17 protein-coding genes and 2 tRNA genes are annotated in these 19,190 nt (G+C 32.4%); 16 read left to right on the top strand and 3 right to left on the bottom strand.

Annotated features, from left to right (window positions below; all coding sequences use genetic code 11):
• The first annotated feature begins 41 nt into the window (after positions 1-41).
• The 14 genes from BMW96_RS02720 to BMW96_RS02660 all read left to right on the top strand — a co-directional run bounded on the left by BMW96_RS02720 (position 42) and on the right by BMW96_RS02660 (position 12,139).
• On the top strand, positions 42-392 hold the full coding sequence (locus BMW96_RS02720; protein ID WP_092352249.1) for a single-stranded DNA-binding protein: 351 nt from the start codon (positions 42-44) through the stop codon (positions 390-392).
• The gene (locus tag BMW96_RS02715) at positions 393-758 is read left to right on the top strand and encodes a hypothetical protein (protein WP_092352247.1); all 366 of its coding nucleotides are present in this window, start codon (positions 393-395) and stop codon (positions 756-758) included.
• Between the two features lie 281 nt (positions 759-1,039).
• Entirely contained in the window at positions 1,040-2,914 is a 1,875-nt protein-coding gene (locus BMW96_RS02710) for a hypothetical protein (RefSeq protein WP_177165809.1), read from the top strand.
• 49 nt (positions 2,915-2,963) lie between these two features.
• On the top strand, positions 2,964-3,314 hold the full coding sequence (locus tag BMW96_RS02705) for a hypothetical protein (RefSeq protein WP_092352243.1): 351 nt from the start codon (positions 2,964-2,966) through the stop codon (positions 3,312-3,314).
• A complete protein-coding gene (locus BMW96_RS02700) occupies positions 3,280-3,954 on the top strand; it encodes a hypothetical protein (RefSeq protein WP_143050698.1) in 675 nt (224 codons plus the stop codon). Before BMW96_RS02705 ends, BMW96_RS02700 begins: the two co-directional genes overlap by 35 nt.
• Complete coding sequence (locus BMW96_RS02695; protein WP_092352239.1) at positions 3,951-5,771, top strand: VirB4 family type IV secretion system protein; 1,821 nt, start codon at positions 3,951-3,953, stop codon at positions 5,769-5,771. Before BMW96_RS02700 ends, BMW96_RS02695 begins: the two co-directional genes overlap by 4 nt.
• Before the next feature lies 1 nt (position 5,772).
• Entirely contained in the window at positions 5,773-6,894 is a 1,122-nt protein-coding gene (locus tag BMW96_RS02690) for a glucosaminidase domain-containing protein (protein WP_092352237.1), read from the top strand.
• Positions 6,895-6,976: 82 nt separating this feature from the next.
• Positions 6,977-7,528 carry a hypothetical protein gene (locus tag BMW96_RS02685; protein ID WP_143050697.1) on the top strand — a complete coding sequence of 184 codons (552 nt, stop codon included), beginning with the start codon at positions 6,977-6,979 and terminating at the stop codon, positions 7,526-7,528.
• A gap of 23 nt (positions 7,529-7,551) precedes the next feature.
• Positions 7,552-8,295, top strand: coding sequence for a hypothetical protein (locus tag BMW96_RS02680; RefSeq protein WP_143050696.1), 744 nt, complete (start codon positions 7,552-7,554; stop codon positions 8,293-8,295).
• Between the two features lie 182 nt (positions 8,296-8,477).
• Positions 8,478-8,642 (top strand): hypothetical protein, encoded by a 165-nt coding sequence (locus BMW96_RS14020; RefSeq protein WP_177165808.1) that lies wholly within the window; start codon positions 8,478-8,480, stop codon positions 8,640-8,642.
• Between the two features lie 62 nt (positions 8,643-8,704).
• The gene (locus BMW96_RS02675) at positions 8,705-9,196 is read left to right on the top strand and encodes a hypothetical protein (protein ID WP_092352231.1); all 492 of its coding nucleotides are present in this window, start codon (positions 8,705-8,707) and stop codon (positions 9,194-9,196) included.
• Between the two features lie 50 nt (positions 9,197-9,246).
• Entirely contained in the window at positions 9,247-10,290 is a 1,044-nt protein-coding gene (locus tag BMW96_RS02670; RefSeq protein WP_092352229.1) for a toprim domain-containing protein, read from the top strand.
• Positions 10,291-10,328: 38 nt separating this feature from the next.
• Positions 10,329-10,733, top strand: a complete 405-nt coding sequence (locus tag BMW96_RS02665) for a hypothetical protein (RefSeq protein WP_092352227.1) — start codon at positions 10,329-10,331, stop codon at positions 10,731-10,733.
• Between the two features lie 101 nt (positions 10,734-10,834).
• Positions 10,835-12,139 (top strand): recombinase family protein, encoded by a 1,305-nt coding sequence (locus BMW96_RS02660; protein ID WP_092352225.1) that lies wholly within the window; start codon positions 10,835-10,837, stop codon positions 12,137-12,139.
• 433 nt (positions 12,140-12,572) lie between these two features.
• Here the strand turns inward: BMW96_RS02660 and BMW96_RS02655 are convergent.
• The 3 genes from BMW96_RS02655 to pepV all read right to left on the bottom strand — a co-directional run bounded on the left by BMW96_RS02655 (position 12,573) and on the right by pepV (position 14,252).
• Positions 12,573-12,646 (bottom strand) — tRNA-Thr (locus BMW96_RS02655).
• A 100-nt stretch (positions 12,647-12,746) separates the two neighbouring features.
• Positions 12,747-12,833, bottom strand: a tRNA-Leu gene (locus BMW96_RS02650).
• A 51-nt stretch (positions 12,834-12,884) separates the two neighbouring features.
• On the bottom strand, positions 12,885-14,252 hold the full coding sequence (pepV, locus tag BMW96_RS02645; protein WP_092352223.1) for a dipeptidase PepV: 1,368 nt from the start codon (positions 14,250-14,252) through the stop codon (positions 12,885-12,887).
• 101 nt (positions 14,253-14,353) lie between these two features.
• Between pepV and BMW96_RS02640 the strand changes: the two genes are divergently transcribed.
• Positions 14,354-14,785, top strand: a complete 432-nt coding sequence (locus BMW96_RS02640) for an NUDIX hydrolase (protein WP_092352221.1) — start codon at positions 14,354-14,356, stop codon at positions 14,783-14,785.
• A gap of 120 nt (positions 14,786-14,905) precedes the next feature.
• Complete coding sequence (locus BMW96_RS02635) at positions 14,906-19,102, top strand: discoidin domain-containing protein (RefSeq protein WP_092352219.1); 4,197 nt, start codon at positions 14,906-14,908, stop codon at positions 19,100-19,102.
• Positions 19,103-19,190 lie beyond the last annotated feature (88 nt).

Below are 19,190 nucleotides of genomic sequence, written 5' to 3'. Positions count from 1 at the left end.
TTGTTCCACCTTTTAATTTATATATATGGAGGAATTACATCATGTCAATGAATAGAGTTTTTTTAAGCGGACGTTTAGGCAAAGTAAATAAACAGCTTTATGGAAATCAGGAAACTGATAGTGTGTGCTGTTTCTTTGATATAGCAGTAACAAAATATTCTAACGGTAATGAGTATACTGACTGGATCACATGCAAGGCATGGGGAAAAAATGCTAAAAGATTCGTTCAGTATGTTGAGGATGGACTTTTTTGCGAAGTTGAAGGTCATTTAAAAACTGAGGAATATGAAGAAAAGAAGAAAACTGTTGTAGTTGTAGATACATTTCAGTTTTTTAAAACTGCACCAAGAATTGATATTAACGCTGAAAAAATTAATATGGAGGAACGATAAATGATTAATAAAATAAAAAGATTTGTATTAAAAAAGAAAGATCAGTTAGAAGCGTTGTTGATTTCAGGCTATATTGGACTGCAAAATATTGTATCTGTATCAGCTGTTGCAACGCCTAATACGGATGAAGCAAAAAATTTGCTTAATCCTTGGATCAAGGCTGGTATTTTAATCGTACAGTGGGCAGCGGTCGGGTTAGGAATTATTTATGTTGGTCGAATTGGACTTACATATTTACAGGCAACTGAGGAAGAACGTCAAAGAATTAATGTTTGGGGTAATATTAAAAGAGGGGTAATAATTGTAATTATTATTGAATCCCTTGTTGAGATTTTCAAAGTTTTTGGGTTAAGTCAGGCAAATTAGAGATGGAACTAGTTCCATCTTTTTAAGTTCAAAAAGGTGGTGATGAAATGTTAGATATTGCTGAATTAATAAGAAGCATAATCTGGGGACTTATGCAAATGATTTTAAACGTCATTGATATTTTGTGGGAAGCAGCAAAACTGATATGCGGACTTGATTTTTCTAATGATGGTTTTGACTGGATATGGAACTGGTTTATATACATTGAATTATTTCTAGTGCTTTTTATTGTCTTTAGGCTTTTAAAAATAGTTTTTAAAGCTTTTACTGATGATGAATACATGAATAAGCTTGATCCAGGAAAAATGATTATCAAGATGGCAGTTACAGTAATAATTATATCTGCTGTTCCTTTTGCTATGAAACAGGCTACAGGGTTAGTAAGTTCGCTGGTTAACAATGTTGAGTATTTCACGGATGATACAAAAATGTATGACAGTAAAAAACTGTCTACATTGCTTGTGGATAGTTCTTCAATTGATTTGAATAGTAGTAATATGAATAGCAACGCAAGCACAATGAAAGATTATCTGTCTTCGCAGATGGAGCAGGCAAAAGATATGTTTGTTATGTCTAAAGACACTTTCAAATCAATGGTTAGATATTGGTCAGCTGATAAAATCACTGAAACCGAAAACTCAATAAAAAACATTGCTGGAGCTGATTTATCCTCTAGTCAGATAAATAAAGTATATAACTCATATGTAAAGAAAATGAATGCAGCTTTAGAATCAACATTTTATAAGAGTTACTGGTTTAGCGGTGATATTAATGACATTGACATAAATGCTGGTGAAGAAAAAGGAAACATATTAGAAAAAATTGCTGATACTGTAACATTTGGCTTAGCAGGTGCGGTTGATAAAGTCTACTACATGTATCCAAGCTGGAGCAGTTTATTTTTTGGTGTGGCTACAGTTATTGCAGTTGCGCTAGTATTCATACCAGTATTATTAATGATGGCAGAAAGACAAATATCGCTTGTTTTTAAAGTCTTTTTAGCACCATATGCAATATCAAGTCTTCTTGATCCAGAGAGCAATACATATTCGACATGGTGTAAATATATTACAGCTGATCTAATCTCTAATTGGCTACAGCTGTATATGATGATGCTTTTGTTTGGCTTTATTGGAAGCTCAACTTTAGATAGTTTTCTAAAGTCTACTACTGTTGTAGGAACAGTTGCTAAGATTTTTATATTACTCGGCGGATTGCTTGCTGTATATAAATCTCCAAGCGGTGTTGCTGCAATTATAGGTGGTAGTGAGATGTCCAGTGCAAGTACGTTACAGCAAATGCAGAGCATGATGGCTTTTGGAGCTGGAATGACAGCTGTAACAGCAGGAGCTGGTATACTTGCAGCTGGTGGAGCATTGGGACTTGCTGGTAAGGGATTTTCAGCAGCAGGAAAAATTTCAAGCAAAGCTGGTGTTGGTCAAGGTATTGGTTTAAAAAATATGGCTAGTAACGTTTTTGGCAGTGGTAAAGGAAATCCTGCAGCTGGCGGTGCAGATGGCTTTGGCGGTATGAGTGATTCAAGTATGAGTGACTTAGCCCCGAACAGTGATCAGCAGAATTATGCCAGTTCTCTAGGAATTGATGGTGCCAGTATGACTCGTGGTGAAATGGCTTCGGCTGTTGAGGTAGCAGGTGGCTCTTTAGGAGCGTTTGAAGCTATGGGAATGAATGATACTGCCCCTACAGGATCACAGCTTGATTATGCTAATTCATTTGGTATAAACGGTGCTGGGATGACAGCTCAGGAACTAAACAGTGCAGTAACTGATGCGGGTGGAAGTTCAGCGGTATTTTCTATGCTGTCAGGTGACAATGGCATACCGCCGACAAGCAGTCAAATCAGCTATGCCAATTCGCTTGGAATTGATAACGCTAATACGATGTCACGTTCACAGCTTGGCAGTGCAGTTGTGAACGCTGGAGGTGATGCCGTCAAATTTAATCGTGCTGGTGGTATGAGCGGTATTGATGCGGTTGCGGTTAATCGGGCATCTATGATGAATACAAAGAATGTAGATAAGCGTAATCGTCAAAATTCTGGAGTTGGAAACTTTTTAAATTCTAAAGCGGCTGCTTTTCAAAATGTTGGAAAAACAACTATAGGAAGTACCATGCGCCATAGAGGAAGATGGTAATTAATCAAAGATGGAACTTGTTCCATCTTTTATGTTAGGAGGCAAATCTATGGATGAACATAGATATATAGCACCGTCTAATTTTAAAGGCGGTAGACTTATTTTTGGAATGTATCGAATTAGTGATCTGATCATTATTGCCAGTGGTACTGTTTTAATGATTGTTGGCTGTATTATCTGTTTTAACAACTTATCTGGAACAGCGCTAATTGTTGGGATTATTATTTTTGTATTTATTGGCGGATTGTGCTGGATACTAACAACGAATTATTCAGTATACCACAATATCATGGTTTTTTTGATTGAATATTTGGATTACTTTGTTTCAAACAAAGATTATGTATTTGAGGGGATAGTAAATTATGATGAAGAAAAAGACGAAAGAAATAAAGAAGAATGACTTGAAAAGCATTAAGAAAGAGAAAAAGAGTGTAAAAAAGAGAGCAAAAAAATTAGCTACAACGCTTAATTGGCTTGATGTTGAAAGTATTGAACACAATGAATGTATTATCGATGATTCTGGTACTAAATATATTGTAAGAGGTATTAAAATACATCCGCTAAATATTCATATGCTTAATGTTGACGACAATTACAGAGTAATCGAATCACTTGCAATTGCTTTTAATAAAATTGATTTCAAATTTTACTGGAAGTTTGTCTATCAGCAGCCAAATCTGGATGAACAAAATCATAATTTAATGCAGAGACTAAAAAACGAAGAAGATAAGTCAATACTTAATCTTGGAGATATGTTTTTAAACTATCATGAATGGTATATTAATAACTTTAAAGAAATTTCATTCTATTTAGTTGTAATGGAAAATGAAAAAATGATAGACAAAGTATACAGTGATCTGAAACGTTTTATGTCTGAAACTCGCTTAATGATATCGCCTATGACAAATGATGATTTTAGAAATATGATTGCTTATGATTTTGACAATCCGGTAATTGATGAATATTATTTCTCGGTTTTAAAAGAAATTGAAAGATTTGAATTAAAGGATGGCAAGATCGGATTGGAGGAGAAAAAATGAGTTCTTTATTAAAACGTAGTTTTAAATCAAAGGTTGCACCCAAAGGGCTATCATTTAATAGAAATTATATCCAGATGGGGGATAAGTATGTCAAAATAGTTACTGTTTTGAATACACCCAAAGAATATTATGCTGGGATTCTTTCCGTATTGACTTCAAATCCAAATATTAAAGTCGATATGATGTGTGAACCATCAAGTGAGAACATCCCAAATCTGATAAAAAATCAGGTAAATAAAATGGAGCGAGAATATCGTGAAACAGTTGATGTTACTAAAAGAGAGAAAATATCTCAGGATGTGACAGCGCTAAACAACATGGTTGCTCATCTAGTTGCGAGAAGGGATAAAACATATAATGTCGTTATTAATGTAATGATCATTGCCGATAGTGTAAGTGAACTTAATGAAGAATATCAAAAATTGAAGATGCAGTTGAGTGTGATGGGATGGCAGTTACAGTCATTGATTGGTATACAGGAAAAACTTTATAAAAGAACATCAGTATGGTTTTATAAGGACGGTTTTAACAGTGAAATGAAACGCAATCTTGGAGTACTGTTACCATCATTGAATCTGGCTTCTTTGTACCCGTTTACATTTGATACCTTAGATGATCCAAAAGGATTGTTAATAGGAAATGAACAGTACAATGGCGGAAAAATTATGTTTGATCAGTTTGTTTATGTTAATGATAGAAACATAGCAGTTGAGCAGAACCGTCTTAACGGGAATTTGATTGCAGTAGGAAAATCAGGTTCTGGTAAAACTACTGCACTAAATTCGATTATGATGCAGCACATGCTTTATAAAAGAAAAATTATCTGGATTGATCCAGAAAATAAGATAAAACCGCTTATAGAAAGAGCAAGTGGTTCTTTTTTTAATATGGGAACTTCAAAAGCTAGAATCAATATATTTGATTTAAAACCTATTTCTTCCGATGAAGAAGATGTAGTTGAAAAATATAACACTAAACTAGCTATATACAATGTTGTGGAAGACATTAAAATTATTTTAAAATATCTTAGTCCCCAGATCCGTGATGAAACGCTTGCGGTTATAGGAGATATAGCAGTCAAGACTTACGAAAGTGTTGGAATTGACAACGATACTAATTTTAGATATTTGGGGTATGAAAAATATCCGACTTTCACAAATTTCAATGCCGTATTGCAGGAACACATTGAAAAGATGGAAAGTGCAGAAATATTTGATGATGAATATCGAGCATATAAAGATTTGTCTTTAAAAATCAAGCCACTTATCAACGAATATGCCATTTATTTTGATGGTAAGACGACTATAAATGTTTCAGAAACGGCAAATCCATTTATTGGATTTGGAACGAAGGTCTTTTTTAACCTTACTGAAGGTTTAAGAAATGCCTTAATGCATATAATTCTTCAATTCAGCTGGAGTTTATGTCTAGATGAATCGGTATTTTCAGTTTTTTGCGTTGATGAAGCGCATCTTCTTATTCTTGTTGGTGAAACAGCTAAAATGCTTGAACAGTTTGTAAGACGTTCAAGAAAGTATAATAATGCAACGATCTTGGCTACACAGGAAGTACATGACTTTGCTGACGATAAAGTATTGACAAGTGGAAAAGCTATCTTCAATTCTAGTACATATAAACTTATTATGAACCTTGAACGGGACGGAATTAGCGATCTTACGAAACTGACTACACTTACCGAAGGTGAAGCATCACTTATTGACAGGTTTAAGATGGGTGAGGCAGTACTGATTGCTGGAAACAAAAGGATTCCTATCCAGATTCAGGTTACTGACGATATGTTCAAAATGATGGAGTAGTATGTCAAAATATAGAAAGTATGCAGTAAAGATAATTATGTTTTTTCTTGTACCGCTGATCATAATTGCTGCGATTTCTGGTGATAGTGAAGACAGTAATACAGGAAATGGAATTTCCAACATTGAAAATCTAACTGCTGAACAGTATGAGTTTATTATGTCTGTAACTGAATACAGTTATGAGTATAAAAGTGCTTATCAGATACTTACCTCAGTAACTCTTGCACAGGCAATAGAAGAATCTGGCTGGGGAACTAGTTCCATTGCCAAAAATGCAAATAATCTGTTTGGAATTAAGGGAACTGGAACTGCTGGAAGCTATGTCACTTCTTCTGGAAAGTGGCAAAAGTTTAACTCCAGAAAAGAAAGCGTCGAAGCGTATTCTAAGCTTATTAGTGAAAAATATCACTGCAAGGGTGTTCAGGATTATACTGAAGTATTAATTGCACTCGCAAATGGAGGATACTGTGAAGGAAGCAGATATACTAATAAGATTAAAAATCATATCGAGAGCTATAACCTCACAATGTTTGACAATCTGACAAATGAGGAACTGGAGCAGGTAAAAAATCGTACTTTTGGTACTGGCGGAGATTCTAGCGGTGAGCCTGCAAATACGGGAACTAAAAATGAACGTGTTAGATGGCTGTTTCCAAATGGTGTCCCTAGTTCGGAAAATGAATGTAGAAAATATCTCACTACGATATCTGTTGAAATTTTAGATAAAAACGGTAAAGCAAAACAGGTTTCACTTACATGTCATAAAAAACTTGCTAGTTCTATCCAGAACGCTTATAGAGAAATGAAGGCAAAAGGTTTCAGGGCGTATGATAATGGATGCTTCAACTGGAGGGTAATGACCGGAACAACTCAAACAATGTCTAATCATTCTTTTGGTTTTGCTGTAGACATTAATCCTGCATTTAATCCTTATGTTAAAGGAATTAAAGGAACGAGCAGTTCTGTATGGAATAATGCACCGTCATATTATAAAATAGATGGTGAGATAGTTGGCATATGGAAAAAATACGGCTTCTACTGGGGCGGTGATTATAAAAACATCAAAGATTATATGCATTTTGAATATGTTGACGGATCACTTGTTGCTGGAAAAAAATATTAGGATGGAACTTGTTCCATCCTGCAAAATACGAGGAGATATGTAAATGAAAAAAATTGTTTTTAGTCTTAGCTTATTGATAGCTATGTTATGCTTTGCACGCATTGAGCCTGTAAATGCAGTGAATGTAGGTGTATTAAAATTTCATGTAGATACATCTGAGGCGGGATTTGACAGTGCTTTAAAAGTTTGTTTAACAGGGGCTGAATTTAAAAAAAACGGTAAATATATTGATGAAACTTGGAAAATTGCCGAGGTTGGTAATGAATGGACTTTCTTCGTTGAAGATGGTTCTTATTGTATACGTGTATATGACAGCAATTCCAGTCAATGGGTATATACATATGACCAGGAGGCTTTTATGGTTGATGAAAGACATTCACGTTATGATTTTAATATAAAAGTCAGCAGACCTGAAGGCTGGGTAGAACTGGAAGAAGATACAGTTGAAGAACCACATAAATATGCAGAAGAAAAACCTAGTAATGTCAAAGAAATTGAACAGCAGGCTGAAAACGCTAAGAAAGATGTAGCGGTGGGAGATGGAACTAGTTCCATCTGGACTTCGGCTGTACCAGTTGTTGCTGGCATTGGTATTATTATACTTGCTGTTTATTATATATATGTAAAAAAGTAACATGGAGATAAGGGGTGATTTATTTGAATAAAAGTCACTGTTATATGCTGGTTGTGGGAAATGAAAAATGCTATAGCTATAATTATGCTCAAAAACGATATAATGCGTTCCTGCATTCTGATGACAAAATCTTAAAAGTATCGTTATATCGTTTCAAAAATGATTTGAAACCAAAGTATGAATTTAATATAGCTAAAGATAAGACACTAAATAAAAATCTGTTTCTTCAGATACTGTATCTGATAGAACTGGATATAACTAGGTATAAAAGAATACTTGCAGAGAAAGCAAAAAAAGAAAAGCAGGAACAGGAATATCTTGAGATGTTAAAAAAAGCGGAAAAAGAAGCAGAAGAATGGTATCTTGATTTTATTATGGAAAATGTAAAGCATGAGGATCTTTGGTTATACTGCCTGCTTGCTGATCCAAAAGATTTTGAGCAGTTTCAATATTATTCTCCAGCAGATATAGTTTATATGTCTTATACATTAGCTGTCCTTGATAGAGGGACAGATATAGATCATGACGGGCTTCTGGAAAAAAATATCAATGATATTTCAGATATAGATATTGAAGACCTTGTTTATCGTTTTGAAACGAGCTGTCGTGAACACTGGATAAAACCAAATTTTCATGATGAAATGGTTAAGCAGTATTCTTCACGATTTGATGATAATGTATATATAAAAAACCGTATTATGAGAAATAATAATGCCTATAGAAATTTGCATAAAACAAAACCAAAAATGAGAATCAGGCAAAGATAAAAGTGGGGACATTTTTACACAAAATACGTGTTATAATGTTATCATATAGATAATTTTAGAGGGCATGGAACTTGTTCCGTCAAAAAATTAAATAATTTAAGACAGTCGAATGATTGTCTTTTTTTGTTGGAACTGAATATCAGATGGAACTTGTTCCATGTCTATACAAGAGGAGTGTAGTTATGATTGATGAAAAATTATTTGCGAAGATTGAAGATTTAGTCAATCAAACAAAAGAATTACGGGTTGATGAAGCAGTTAGATATATCAAGAATAATTTTGGTGATAGCAATTATTTGTGGAAAATGCTTTGTCTGATAACGGTGTGTATAATCATAGAAATATGATCATACGCAAGATTAATAAAAAAAATAAAAAGAAATAGTAATGAAAAAAGGTGGAAAACAGTATGGAAAACAACAAATTAGCAATCGTATTTTCTAATAAGCAGTGCAGTCAAAAACCTTCTTATCACCGAACATACAAAGATAGAGAAGGCAAAAGACTAAAAATGAGACTAGTAATGCTGCCATCAGAACTTTTCCGACCAACAGGTACGGATTTTGGAGTTGACAGTCATGGAATCAATCGAAATGAACGATTGGCTTACTTGAACGTTCCATGGGACATGATTAAACACGACAAGAATGACGATAATAAGCGTTATTTTTATCTGAATCGTGAAAGTTACAACATTCAGTTTAAAGGTCGTGCAAAAGAAGACGGCAGTGAAGAAAGAATTGACTGTTTGAATGTGACGGCAAAGGAACTTGAAAATCTGTTTAACTGGTCTCGTAGAAAAGAAAACAAACAGGTTATAAATGAACGGTTGGAGAAAGCAAAAAAGATTGCCAAACAGAGAAGCAGCGGAAATACAAAAACTAAAAGTAGAACTCTATAAAGATGGAACTTGTTCCATCTTTGACAGTTTAATGAAGTGGAGGGATAAAAATGGCGATATCAAAAAAAATGATTAAAGAAATTAAAGATCATGTTAGTATTGTAGATTTGGCAAATGAATATTTTCAAGTAACTAAGAAAAACGGTTATCTTGGAATTGTTGGCAGTGCAAATGATGGAGGTGACTTCAGTTCTCTTGTTATCTATCCAGCTACAAATTCATTCTTTCGACAGTCAACACGTCATGGTGGAGACGTAATTTCTTTTGTTATGGAAACACAAATAGAGGGAATACATACGTTCAAGGATGCAGTTAATTTTCTCCAGGGTAGAATTGACCCAGATTTTAAAGTTGAACTTACAGACAACAAAAAAAAGGCATATGAAGATATGTCACCAAAAGAGAGAATTGAAAAAATTAAATCCTGTCATCAGACATTAAAAGATCAGCTTGAAATAGACAGTACCTATCGAAATGTGATGGCGTATTTGATTCAAACAAGAAAAATAGACCCCGATATTGTTCTTAATGGGATAAAAAAAGGTGAAATAGCTCAAATAACAATGTATGGTTATAAGTCTGTTGCCTTCATTTCAAAAGAAATGGGACTGTACAGTTGCATATGCAGAAGGGCAATTTCAAGCATTTCTTCTTTTAAAGGAGATTTTAAGGGATGCAACTACGATCTTGGCTGGAGGGTATTTCCAGATAATGCAAAAACAGCGGGGATTTCTCCAGGAGCTAAGATATATGCTTTTGAAGGGTATATTGATATGCTGTCATATCGAACGCTTGCAAAACGGCAGGGAAAAGACCTTTCTAATGATATATTTGTAGTATGCGGAAGTGTTTCTAAGTATAAGTGTGTTGTTAATGCAGCTAAAGAATATAGCCGTGATGTTGTTATCTGCTTCGATAATGATAAAGCTGGCATTGAATTAGGAAACTCATTAGAAAAAGAACTTGCGGAGCTTGGAGATGTCAAAGTTAGTAAAGAGTTTTCGGTTTCAAAAGACTGGAATGAAGATTTAAAGCAGTTATCATCAAGAAAATTTAATTTTGAAAAAAAAACTGACAGACAAATAGGCAGATAGGATGGAACTTGTTCCATCTTTTTATGAGGTGTAAGTAAATGAAAGTAGTAAATGTAAAATTCAGACACGGTATTGATAGACCAATACGGTCTGGGCAACCAGTATACAGCTTTATGTGTCCGATTGATACGATCGAGGCAGGTGACTATGTACTTACTGAAGTGGCAATAAAAAAAGGAAAAAATAAAAATGATTTTTTTCAAGTGGCTAGAGTCGAGAAAGTCATGGAAGTGACTGACTATAGAGAAAAAGTAAGTGAAGATGGAACTGATCCATGGAGCTATGTTTTTTGTAAAATTGGAGTTGCTGATTTTGAGCGACGAGTAGAACAGGTCAAAAAAATGAAAAAAAGAACTAGAAACAGAAACTGGAGAATAAACGGCAGGTGGAAAGAACTGGCTAAGAAATTAAAAAATACAAAGGAAACTTCAAATAAAAATTAATTCATATCTAAAAATGTGTTACTGTTATTAACAATGGTGTGGGGCTTGGATAATTTATCCATCTCCGCACCTTTTTTTTTGCAATTAGAAGGAGGATTTTTATGGGAAGAATAATTGCAGGATACGTAAGAGTATCAACGTTAAAACAAAAAAATGATGGTGTATCAGTAGATATGCAAAAAGAAATGATTATCAAGCATGCTTTGATGATGGAGCTTGTAAAAAATGCTGATGAAATTGAATTTTTTATTGATGATGGATATTCCGGAAAATCACTGGAACGTCCAAAAATAAAAGAACTTATAGAAAAAATAAAAAAAGACGAAGTGTATGCCGTAATATGTTATGATTTATCGAGATTAAGTAGGGAAATGTTTGACAGCAATTCATTACTTAGGATGTTTAATAATCATGGTGCAGCTTTAAAATGTATCTATGATCAGACATCAATTAAGACGGCAAGTGACAGATTTTCAACAAATATTAAAATTTTAAATAATCAGTATGAACGTGAAAGAATTGTTGAACGTACTAATGATGGACTTTTGTCAATTGCTGAAAGTGGAAGATACCCCTGTGGCGGTATTGTTTCATTTGGATATTTTAGAGGTGAAGATAAGAATATATATATTCATCCTACTGATAGTAAAATTGTTAGACGTATGTTTGAAATGGCTAAAAAAGGTTATTCTATTGATGATATTAGAATAACAGTGAACGCAATATCCAACAGTAGGAATATAATTTTTGATAACGCACATATAAGGCGGATACTTAAAAATAAAATATATACTGGTTTATTGCATTACAAGGGTAAGGATTATACGGATATAGTTCCACGAATAATAGAAGACAGTTTGTTTGATGAAGCACAGCGAGTAACAAGAAGATACAGCAAAACAGGTGAGGGGTATATATATAATCAGAGATTATACTGTAAAAGTTGTGGGAAGTTTTTTATAAACACGCATGGAACTTCTGCAACTGGACAAAGATATAATTATTACAAATGTCCTGAATGTAATACTATAATAAGTGAAAATAAATTAGATACAGTATTCGCTGAACAAGAGCCTGATGTAAGTGTAAGTAAAATGAAAGCTGAGCTTGTAAACAATATTGATTATCAGCTAAAACTGCTAAATATGAGAATAAGAAGGATTAAAAATAAATATTTAAAAGCAGTTATAAATGATGAAGATTATATTGAGCTGTTAAAGCCTATAAATAAAGCTATAGACAGACTGGAAGATAAAAAAAGGGGAATTGATAGGGTGACAATAAACAAGCAGCGTTATGGAGATATGCGCTCCTGCGAAGAAAAGTATAAATATGTTAGAAATAATGTTGATAAGATTATAATTGAGCCTGAAACAAAAAAGATATATAAAATACTGATGAAATAGCAAATTATTAATTGCTGGATGAATGTGATATTTTTTTGTTATAAGACTTTTATTAATTATATTATTGTGCTAAAATTGGTATTAACTTAATACAATACAAACAAAAAAGAGTATCTGTAGGAAGACACTCTAAGAGACCATCTAATTCTAAAGAGAAGTTAGAATCGATGAACAATATATATACTATATATTGATTGATTTGTATATGTTAATAAATTTAAGTTAAATAATAACTTGTATTTAGTATAACATATTAGAAAATCAATTCAACTATAATAGCATCATTTTTAAACTTCGCTTTGGCTAGATTAAATGGTTATATAAAAGCCTTTTGGGAAAAGCCTTTTTTGGAAAGCTTTTTGTGAAAAGCCTTTATGAAAAAAATTTTTTCTTGAATAACCGTTTTACTAACTGTTGTTCGAAGTGGAAAAAATGGTGCCAGAGCCAAGAATCGAACTTGAATTTCATGATTACCATTCATGCGTTCTGCCATTAAACTACACTGGCTTTATTGTTTGCAAATAATTATATCATAAATTATTTAGCCTGTATAGAACGATGATTATAATAAAAAGATAGTGATAAAACTATCTTAAAAGTATCATTTTGGTGCAGACAGCGAGATTTGAACTCGCACGAGCATTTGCCCACTACCCCCTCAAGATAGCGCGTATACCAGTTTCGCCATGTCTGCAAGTATAAATAGTTTATCAGATTATTGATAAAAAGTCTAGAACATTAAGTTCTAGACTTTGATAGAATTATAAAGAGCATGACAATATATTTCAGTAGCTTTTAATAAGGAATCAATTTTAATGTTTTCATTATTTCCATGAATTAGATTATCCTCACCTAAAAATTCAGCTCCAAAAGCAACACAATTAGGCATTGACTTAGCATAAGTCCCCCCCCCAATAGCTTGGGGTTTGTTAATAGTATCTCCAGTTACATTAACATAAGCTGTGTGTAAATTATTAATTAAGTCTGAATCAGGATCGATATATAATGCTTTACCAATATTATGATTTTCTCTAAAACCATAATTTGCACAAGCCGTTTGGAATTTTTCAATCATTCCATCAAAATCCATATCATGAGGACAACGTAAATCAAGTATTATTTTAAACTCTTCTTTGCAATATGAAATAACACCGAGATTTAAAGTTAAAGAGCCCATCATACCAGTATGATCAATACCTAATTTTTTACCATTGCAATCATCAAGATACTCTAATATAAAGTCAACTAGTTTATTATCCACTACAGTTGCTAAATATTTACAAAGGAATATTATTGCATTAATCCCTTCATCTGGGGTGCTGGCATGAGCAGATTTTCCTTTTAAGATAAGTTTTGTATGATTTCCTTCTTCTTCAATTTCACCAACTAAATTATTAGCATTTAAAAATTTTCGATATGAATCAACATATTGTTTATAATTTCCAGTAATAACAGCTTCACATGTTTCTGGAACTATATTTGGACGATTTCCAGCACATAAATAAATCAATCCACCTTTTTCAACATGACCCTCAATATTAAATCCACATCCAGCTTTTTCTCCATAAACAACAGGAAAGGAAGCATCAGGAGTAAACCCCATTTTAGGATATGGCTTTTTTGTAAAATAATATTTTACACAACTGCTTCCTAATTCTTCATTACATCCAAAAATGACTCTAATTTTCATTTTAGTAGGAATATTTAAAGAATTAATAATTTTGGCTGCATAGTATCCAGCTAATAATGGTCCCTTATCATCTGCAACTCCACGACCATATAATTTATCATCTTTAATAATAACATTAAAAGGATCACTATCCCATCCCACTTCATTTACAGGAACAACGTCTAAGTGTCCTAGAATACCAAATGTCTCATCTCCTTCGCCAATATCAATATGACCAGCATATCCATCAACATCTTCGACATCAAAACCATCACGTTTTCCAATTTCTAACATTGCATCTAATGCCTGTCGATTTGCTTTACCAAAAGGTGCGAATTCCGCTATAGTACTATCATCTTGTGTAGAAGGAATAGCACACAAATTTTTTATATCTTCAATCATTTGGTCTTTTATTTTCAAAACTTCTGATTTGAAATCTATCATAATAATATCACCTCCTAACAATTATAACACTATTAGGCATAAAAATTAAACAATTTTATTAATAATAGTGTTATGATATAGATATCAAATGGAGGTAAAACATGGAAAATGTAAGATTTCATATTACTGTTAAAGGTATTGTCGTATTAAATAATAAAATATTATTGATGAAACGAATCCATCCTTCAAGTGATGGTTTAGGTTACTGGGAGTTACCAGGGGGTGGATTAGAGTATGGTGAGACACCTAATCAAGCTTTGATTCGTGAATTAAAAGAGGAAACAGGATTAGATATTATAATTTTAAAGCCAGCTTATACTTTTACTAAGGTTAGAGAAGATTATCAAACTGTTGGAATTGGTTTTTTATGTATTCCTAAAAATGATTGTGTTCATCTTTCTAATGAGCATATTGATTATTTATTTGCATCACTTGAAAAAGCTAAAGAATTATTAGATAATGAAATCTTTAATGATATTATTTGTACAGTCGAAGAATACAATCATATTTTATCTAATAGTAAAAAATTGTAAATAAATCAATATAATTTGTAAATACACTAAGTATATTTGATGATAGAGTTTATTCCATAAAGTGTCTACATTATTGTATAAATAAAACAAAATTTATATGTAGACTAAAGGAGGAGAGAAATGAAAAAGGGAATAGCTTGTTCAGTATTGGTGGCTTCATTATTAGGTTCGACAACAGTAATGACACCTTTAATGACAATACCTGCTTATGCTCAGGAAAGTAGAATAATTGAGCCAACTAATCAATATTCTACAGATATGATTACAGTAGTCGATAATGGAACAGGAGCAATTGATGCAAGTAGCGATTTAAGTAATTATGTTAATTTGGATGATTTTACAATTAATGGAACATTCAGTCTTGGAAGTAACAGTGATGGAGGAGTTAATTCTATTTTCTTTATTGGTGATAACACTACTGCCAATAATTATTTTACTTTGTATGTGATTCCTAGTGCTAAAAAGTTAGGTGTTGAACTAAGAAATGCTTCAGGAGGGCAAATGCTAAGTAATTCAAATGTGACACTTAGCGAGATCGATTTTACATTAGAACATAAAGTTACCTTTACAATGTCTGGGAATAATTATTACCGAATTTATTTAGATGGAAAAAAAGTTTTAGAGGGTAATGTTTCATCAGGATTTACTAATGGGGTAATTACAAATCCAAATTATATGGGCTTTGGAATTGGAAGTAGGTCTACTGGTCAAAATAACTATCCAATGACTGGTAATTTAAAAGATTTGGAGTTATATAATAGTGCAATTGATGAAAATCAAATTATTTCATATCATTTAGGGAAACTTGAAAGTGTTATTTACGAACATAGTAGTGTTTATTATAAGGATGCTAATGTTGATCGGGTACAAGATAATGATAATTTAGATAAATTAGTTGCAATGACTAAAGGAAGTATTTCGATAAGATATCGAGTTAATGATTCAAATTCAGGAAGAATGTCATTGTTCTCTATTTCAAATAGAGATACTTCAAATAAATATATTGATTTATATGTTGATCCTAGTCAGGATGTATTTGGATTGAATATTGAAGGAACTAAAGATTTTGTTATGCCTACTAGTTCTATCTCTAGAGCTAATCGAACAGTAAAAGATACTGCATGGCATACAATTACGATTACTAAAGATAATGGCAGTGGTAAAGGCTTTATGTTTTATTTAGATGGTGTATATATTGATAAATATACTACTGCAGTGCAAGAGGGATTCTTTAATATTTTAGAAGATGCAAATGCGGTTAATTTGGGATTTATTGATACATCAGGAAATGATTTAGAAGCTTTATCTGGAGTAGTTGATTATATTAAAGCATATGATGAGATATTAGATACTAGTGCAATTAGTCAAGAACATACTTTAACAACTTGGCAGCCAGGTCAAGAAATTGATATGACAAATGTCATAAAGACTGAAACAGAAAATTTATTCTACCAAGGTTATGATGATTCAGGCTATCGTATTCCATCATTGTTAAAAACTTCAAAAGGAACTTTATTAGCTGCTATTGACAAACGTCAAACGGGGGCTCAAGATTATGGAAATATTGATATTTCACTTAGAAGACGTGAAGCTAATCAAGACACTTTTGGAGATCCAATAATTGTTACTGATTTGATTTCAAATCAAAATAATCCTTCATCATCAGCATTTTTAATTGATAGTAGTATGTTGGAAGATAAAGAAACTGGACGCGTTTATTTATTAGTAGATATGTTCCCAGAATCATCTGGATTAATGGATTCTAGTCAGTTGACTACGGGAACTGGATATACAAAAATTAATGGGGTAGATTATTTACAATTATTTGACACTGATGGTAATCAGTATACAGTTCGTCCAGAAAATGGATTAGGATATGTATATGATGATCAAAATAATAAAACAGAATACACAGTTATATTAGAAAACGATGCACCATATCATGAACGTGGTAGTCTTTATTTAAATGGTGACTATAAAGGAAATATCTATATGTTGAAAGATAGTCCTGATAAAGGGGAATTACATGTATTGAATACCCAGTATTTATGGTTGACTTATTCTGATGATGATGGTAAAACATGGGCTAATCCAGTTGATATAACCCCACAAGTAAAACAAGATTGGATGATGTTTTTAGGAACAGGTCCTGGTGTGGGACTTCAGTTAAAAGATGGAAAATTAGCATTCCCTGTTTATAGTGCAAGCAGTAATGTTGGTGGAAGTCAATCTTCAGCAATGATTATTAGTGCGGATGATGGTAAAACATGGACTTTAGGTAAATCACCACAAGAGAATATGGGAAATGATCGTGAGACAATGAATAATAGTGGTCAAATGTTTACTGAATCTCAAGCAGTTCAGTTAAATAATGGACAGGTTAAATTGTTTATGCGTAATACATATGCAAATAAAGTTTATGTTGCAACAAGTAGTGATGGCGGTTTTACTTGGGATAGAGTTGATAGAACTGATATTAATGAAGTTTACTGTCAACTTTCAGTTGTCAATTATACACACGATGGAAAAGAGTATGTGGTAATGACTAATCCAGATCATTCACCAAGAACTCAGGGAATGGTACATATTGGTGAGGTGGATCAAACAACTGGTGATATTACTTGGACAAATAGTCAGATTTTAAATACTGGTAAGTTCCAATATTCTTGTTTAAGTGTACTAGAAAATAATGAAGATGATGTTCGTTTTGGATTGCTTTATGAAGATGATACAGATGGAACATTTAAGTTAAGATATACTGAATTTAATGATGATTTTATTCGTGCAGGAACAAAAACAGAACAAATGAAAAATCCAGAATTTGTTAGTCTAAGTACTAGTGTTAATGATGGAAAACTTAATATTTCATTAAAATTTAATCAGGATTTGTTAGTGGCAGGTAATCCTCAATTAAAATTAGATGTTGGTAACCAAATTATTTTTGCTGATTATTTATCTGGATCAGGGAGTGATACGATCGTATTTGAAGTCAATTTACCTGCATCAATCAATGGAATAATGAAAGCTATTGAGATTATTGAAACTGATGGTGTTATTGAAAATATTAAAAATGGTAAAGTTGAAGCATTAAATACTACAATATATGATTTTACAAAAATTGTTAGTGGTATAACTTTAGATAGCTACACTTCTCAACATAGTACAAGTACTGCAGAAAACACAGATGGAGCTGCAAGTAATGTTATTGATGATAATCCAAATACATATTGGCACTCAGTATGGGGAGATGCAAATATCAATTTACCACAATCAGTAACATTAAAATTAGATGAAACAAAACAAATATATAAATTTGCTTATACACCACGTCAAAATAGTAATAGTGGTAGAATTAAGCAGTATGAAATATCTGTTAGTACAGATGGTCAGGAATTTACTTCTGTAGCATCAGGAATCTGGCAGGATACAAATCAAATACAATATGTTGAGTTTGTTCCTATTGATGCTAAATATATTAAATTAACTGCTTATGAAGCTTATGCTGGTGGTGCAAAACAAAGTTGTGCAGTAGCAGGTATTGATCTTTATGAATATAGTGATGGAGTAATTGAATCTGGTAATAAGACAAGATTAACAAATCTAGTAAATGAAATTAATTCGTTAGATAAGAATAATTATTCTAAAGTAACTGTTGATAATCTTAATGTAAGTATTAATGAAGCTCAAATATTGTTAAGCGCATCTATTGTTTCTCAAAATATGTTAGATAATGCATATTTAAATTTATCAAAAGCAAAAAAATCTTTAGTTGATATTACTAAAGCAAAAGATGTACTAATAAAATTAAATAATTTAAATGATAAAGATTATACAGTTGAATCATGGGCAGTTTTTGTAACTGAGTTAACAGCATTAAATGAAAAATTAGATACTACTGTATCGGCTAGAGAAGTTTTAGATATTATTGTAAAAGCAGATTATATAGAAAGTCAATTAAAACCAAATAAAGATTTATTACAAGATTTAATCAGTAAGGCAAATGGGTTAAATAGAGCAAGCTACACAGCAGCATCATTAAAAGTGGTAGATGTTGAGGTAGAAAAAGCAACTGCAGTATTAAATAATCCAGAAGCAACAAAAGAAGAAGTAGAAGCTGTAGTAGCAGCACTAACAAAAGCAATGTCTGGATTAGAAATAAAACCAAATAATCCATCTGTAGATACTAATACACCAGTAAAACCAGGAGATACAACTGCAAGTGTGAAAACTGGTGATGATAGTAATTTAGTTTCAGCACTAGGGGCAGTAACTTCATTAAGTGTAATTGCATATTTATCTAGAAAGAAAAAGAAATAATTTATATTGAGAAAGTCTAATCTTTGTTGTTTAGACTTTCTTTTATAATTATTAAACTTTTTAATTTCAAGAGTTGATATTTTATAAA

The organism is Thomasclavelia cocleata (genome assembly GCF_900102365.1).
GTDB lineage: Bacteria > Bacillota_I > Bacilli_A > Erysipelotrichales > Coprobacillaceae > Thomasclavelia > Thomasclavelia cocleata.
Note: the sequence above shows the minus strand (reverse complement) of the source record. Positions and strands in the feature narration are given on the sequence as shown.

Bases quoted from the DNA above. Each gene is read 5' to 3' on its own strand.
- BMW96_RS02670 (WP_092352229.1), top strand. From the start codon at position 9,247: ATGGCGATATCAAAAAAAATGATTAAAGAAATTAAAGATCATGTTAGT.
- BMW96_RS02705 (WP_092352243.1), top strand. From the start codon at position 2,964: ATGGATGAACATAGATATATAGCACCGTCTAATTTTAAAGGCGGTAGA.
- BMW96_RS02695 (WP_092352239.1), top strand. From the start codon at position 3,951: ATGAGTTCTTTATTAAAACGTAGTTTTAAATCAAAGGTTGCACCCAAA.
- BMW96_RS02660 (WP_092352225.1), top strand. From the start codon at position 10,835: ATGGGAAGAATAATTGCAGGATACGTAAGAGTATCAACGTTAAAACAA.
- pepV (WP_092352223.1), bottom strand. From the start codon at position 14,252: ATGATAGATTTCAAATCAGAAGTTTTGAAAATAAAAGACCAAATGATT.
- BMW96_RS02635 (WP_092352219.1), top strand. From the start codon at position 14,906: ATGAAAAAGGGAATAGCTTGTTCAGTATTGGTGGCTTCATTATTAGGT.
- BMW96_RS02700 (WP_143050698.1), top strand. From the start codon at position 3,280: ATGAAGAAAAAGACGAAAGAAATAAAGAAGAATGACTTGAAAAGCATT.
- BMW96_RS02690 (WP_092352237.1), top strand. From the start codon at position 5,773: ATGTCAAAATATAGAAAGTATGCAGTAAAGATAATTATGTTTTTTCTT.
- BMW96_RS02640 (WP_092352221.1), top strand. From the start codon at position 14,354: ATGGAAAATGTAAGATTTCATATTACTGTTAAAGGTATTGTCGTATTA.
- BMW96_RS02710 (WP_177165809.1), top strand. From the start codon at position 1,040: ATGAATAAGCTTGATCCAGGAAAAATGATTATCAAGATGGCAGTTACA.
- BMW96_RS14020 (WP_177165808.1), top strand. From the start codon at position 8,478: ATGATTGATGAAAAATTATTTGCGAAGATTGAAGATTTAGTCAATCAA.
- BMW96_RS02715 (WP_092352247.1), top strand. From the start codon at position 393: ATGATTAATAAAATAAAAAGATTTGTATTAAAAAAGAAAGATCAGTTA.
- BMW96_RS02685 (WP_143050697.1), top strand. From the start codon at position 6,977: ATGTTATGCTTTGCACGCATTGAGCCTGTAAATGCAGTGAATGTAGGT.
- BMW96_RS02675 (WP_092352231.1), top strand. From the start codon at position 8,705: ATGGAAAACAACAAATTAGCAATCGTATTTTCTAATAAGCAGTGCAGT.
- BMW96_RS02665 (WP_092352227.1), top strand. From the start codon at position 10,329: ATGAAAGTAGTAAATGTAAAATTCAGACACGGTATTGATAGACCAATA.
- BMW96_RS02720 (WP_092352249.1), top strand. From the start codon at position 42: ATGTCAATGAATAGAGTTTTTTTAAGCGGACGTTTAGGCAAAGTAAAT.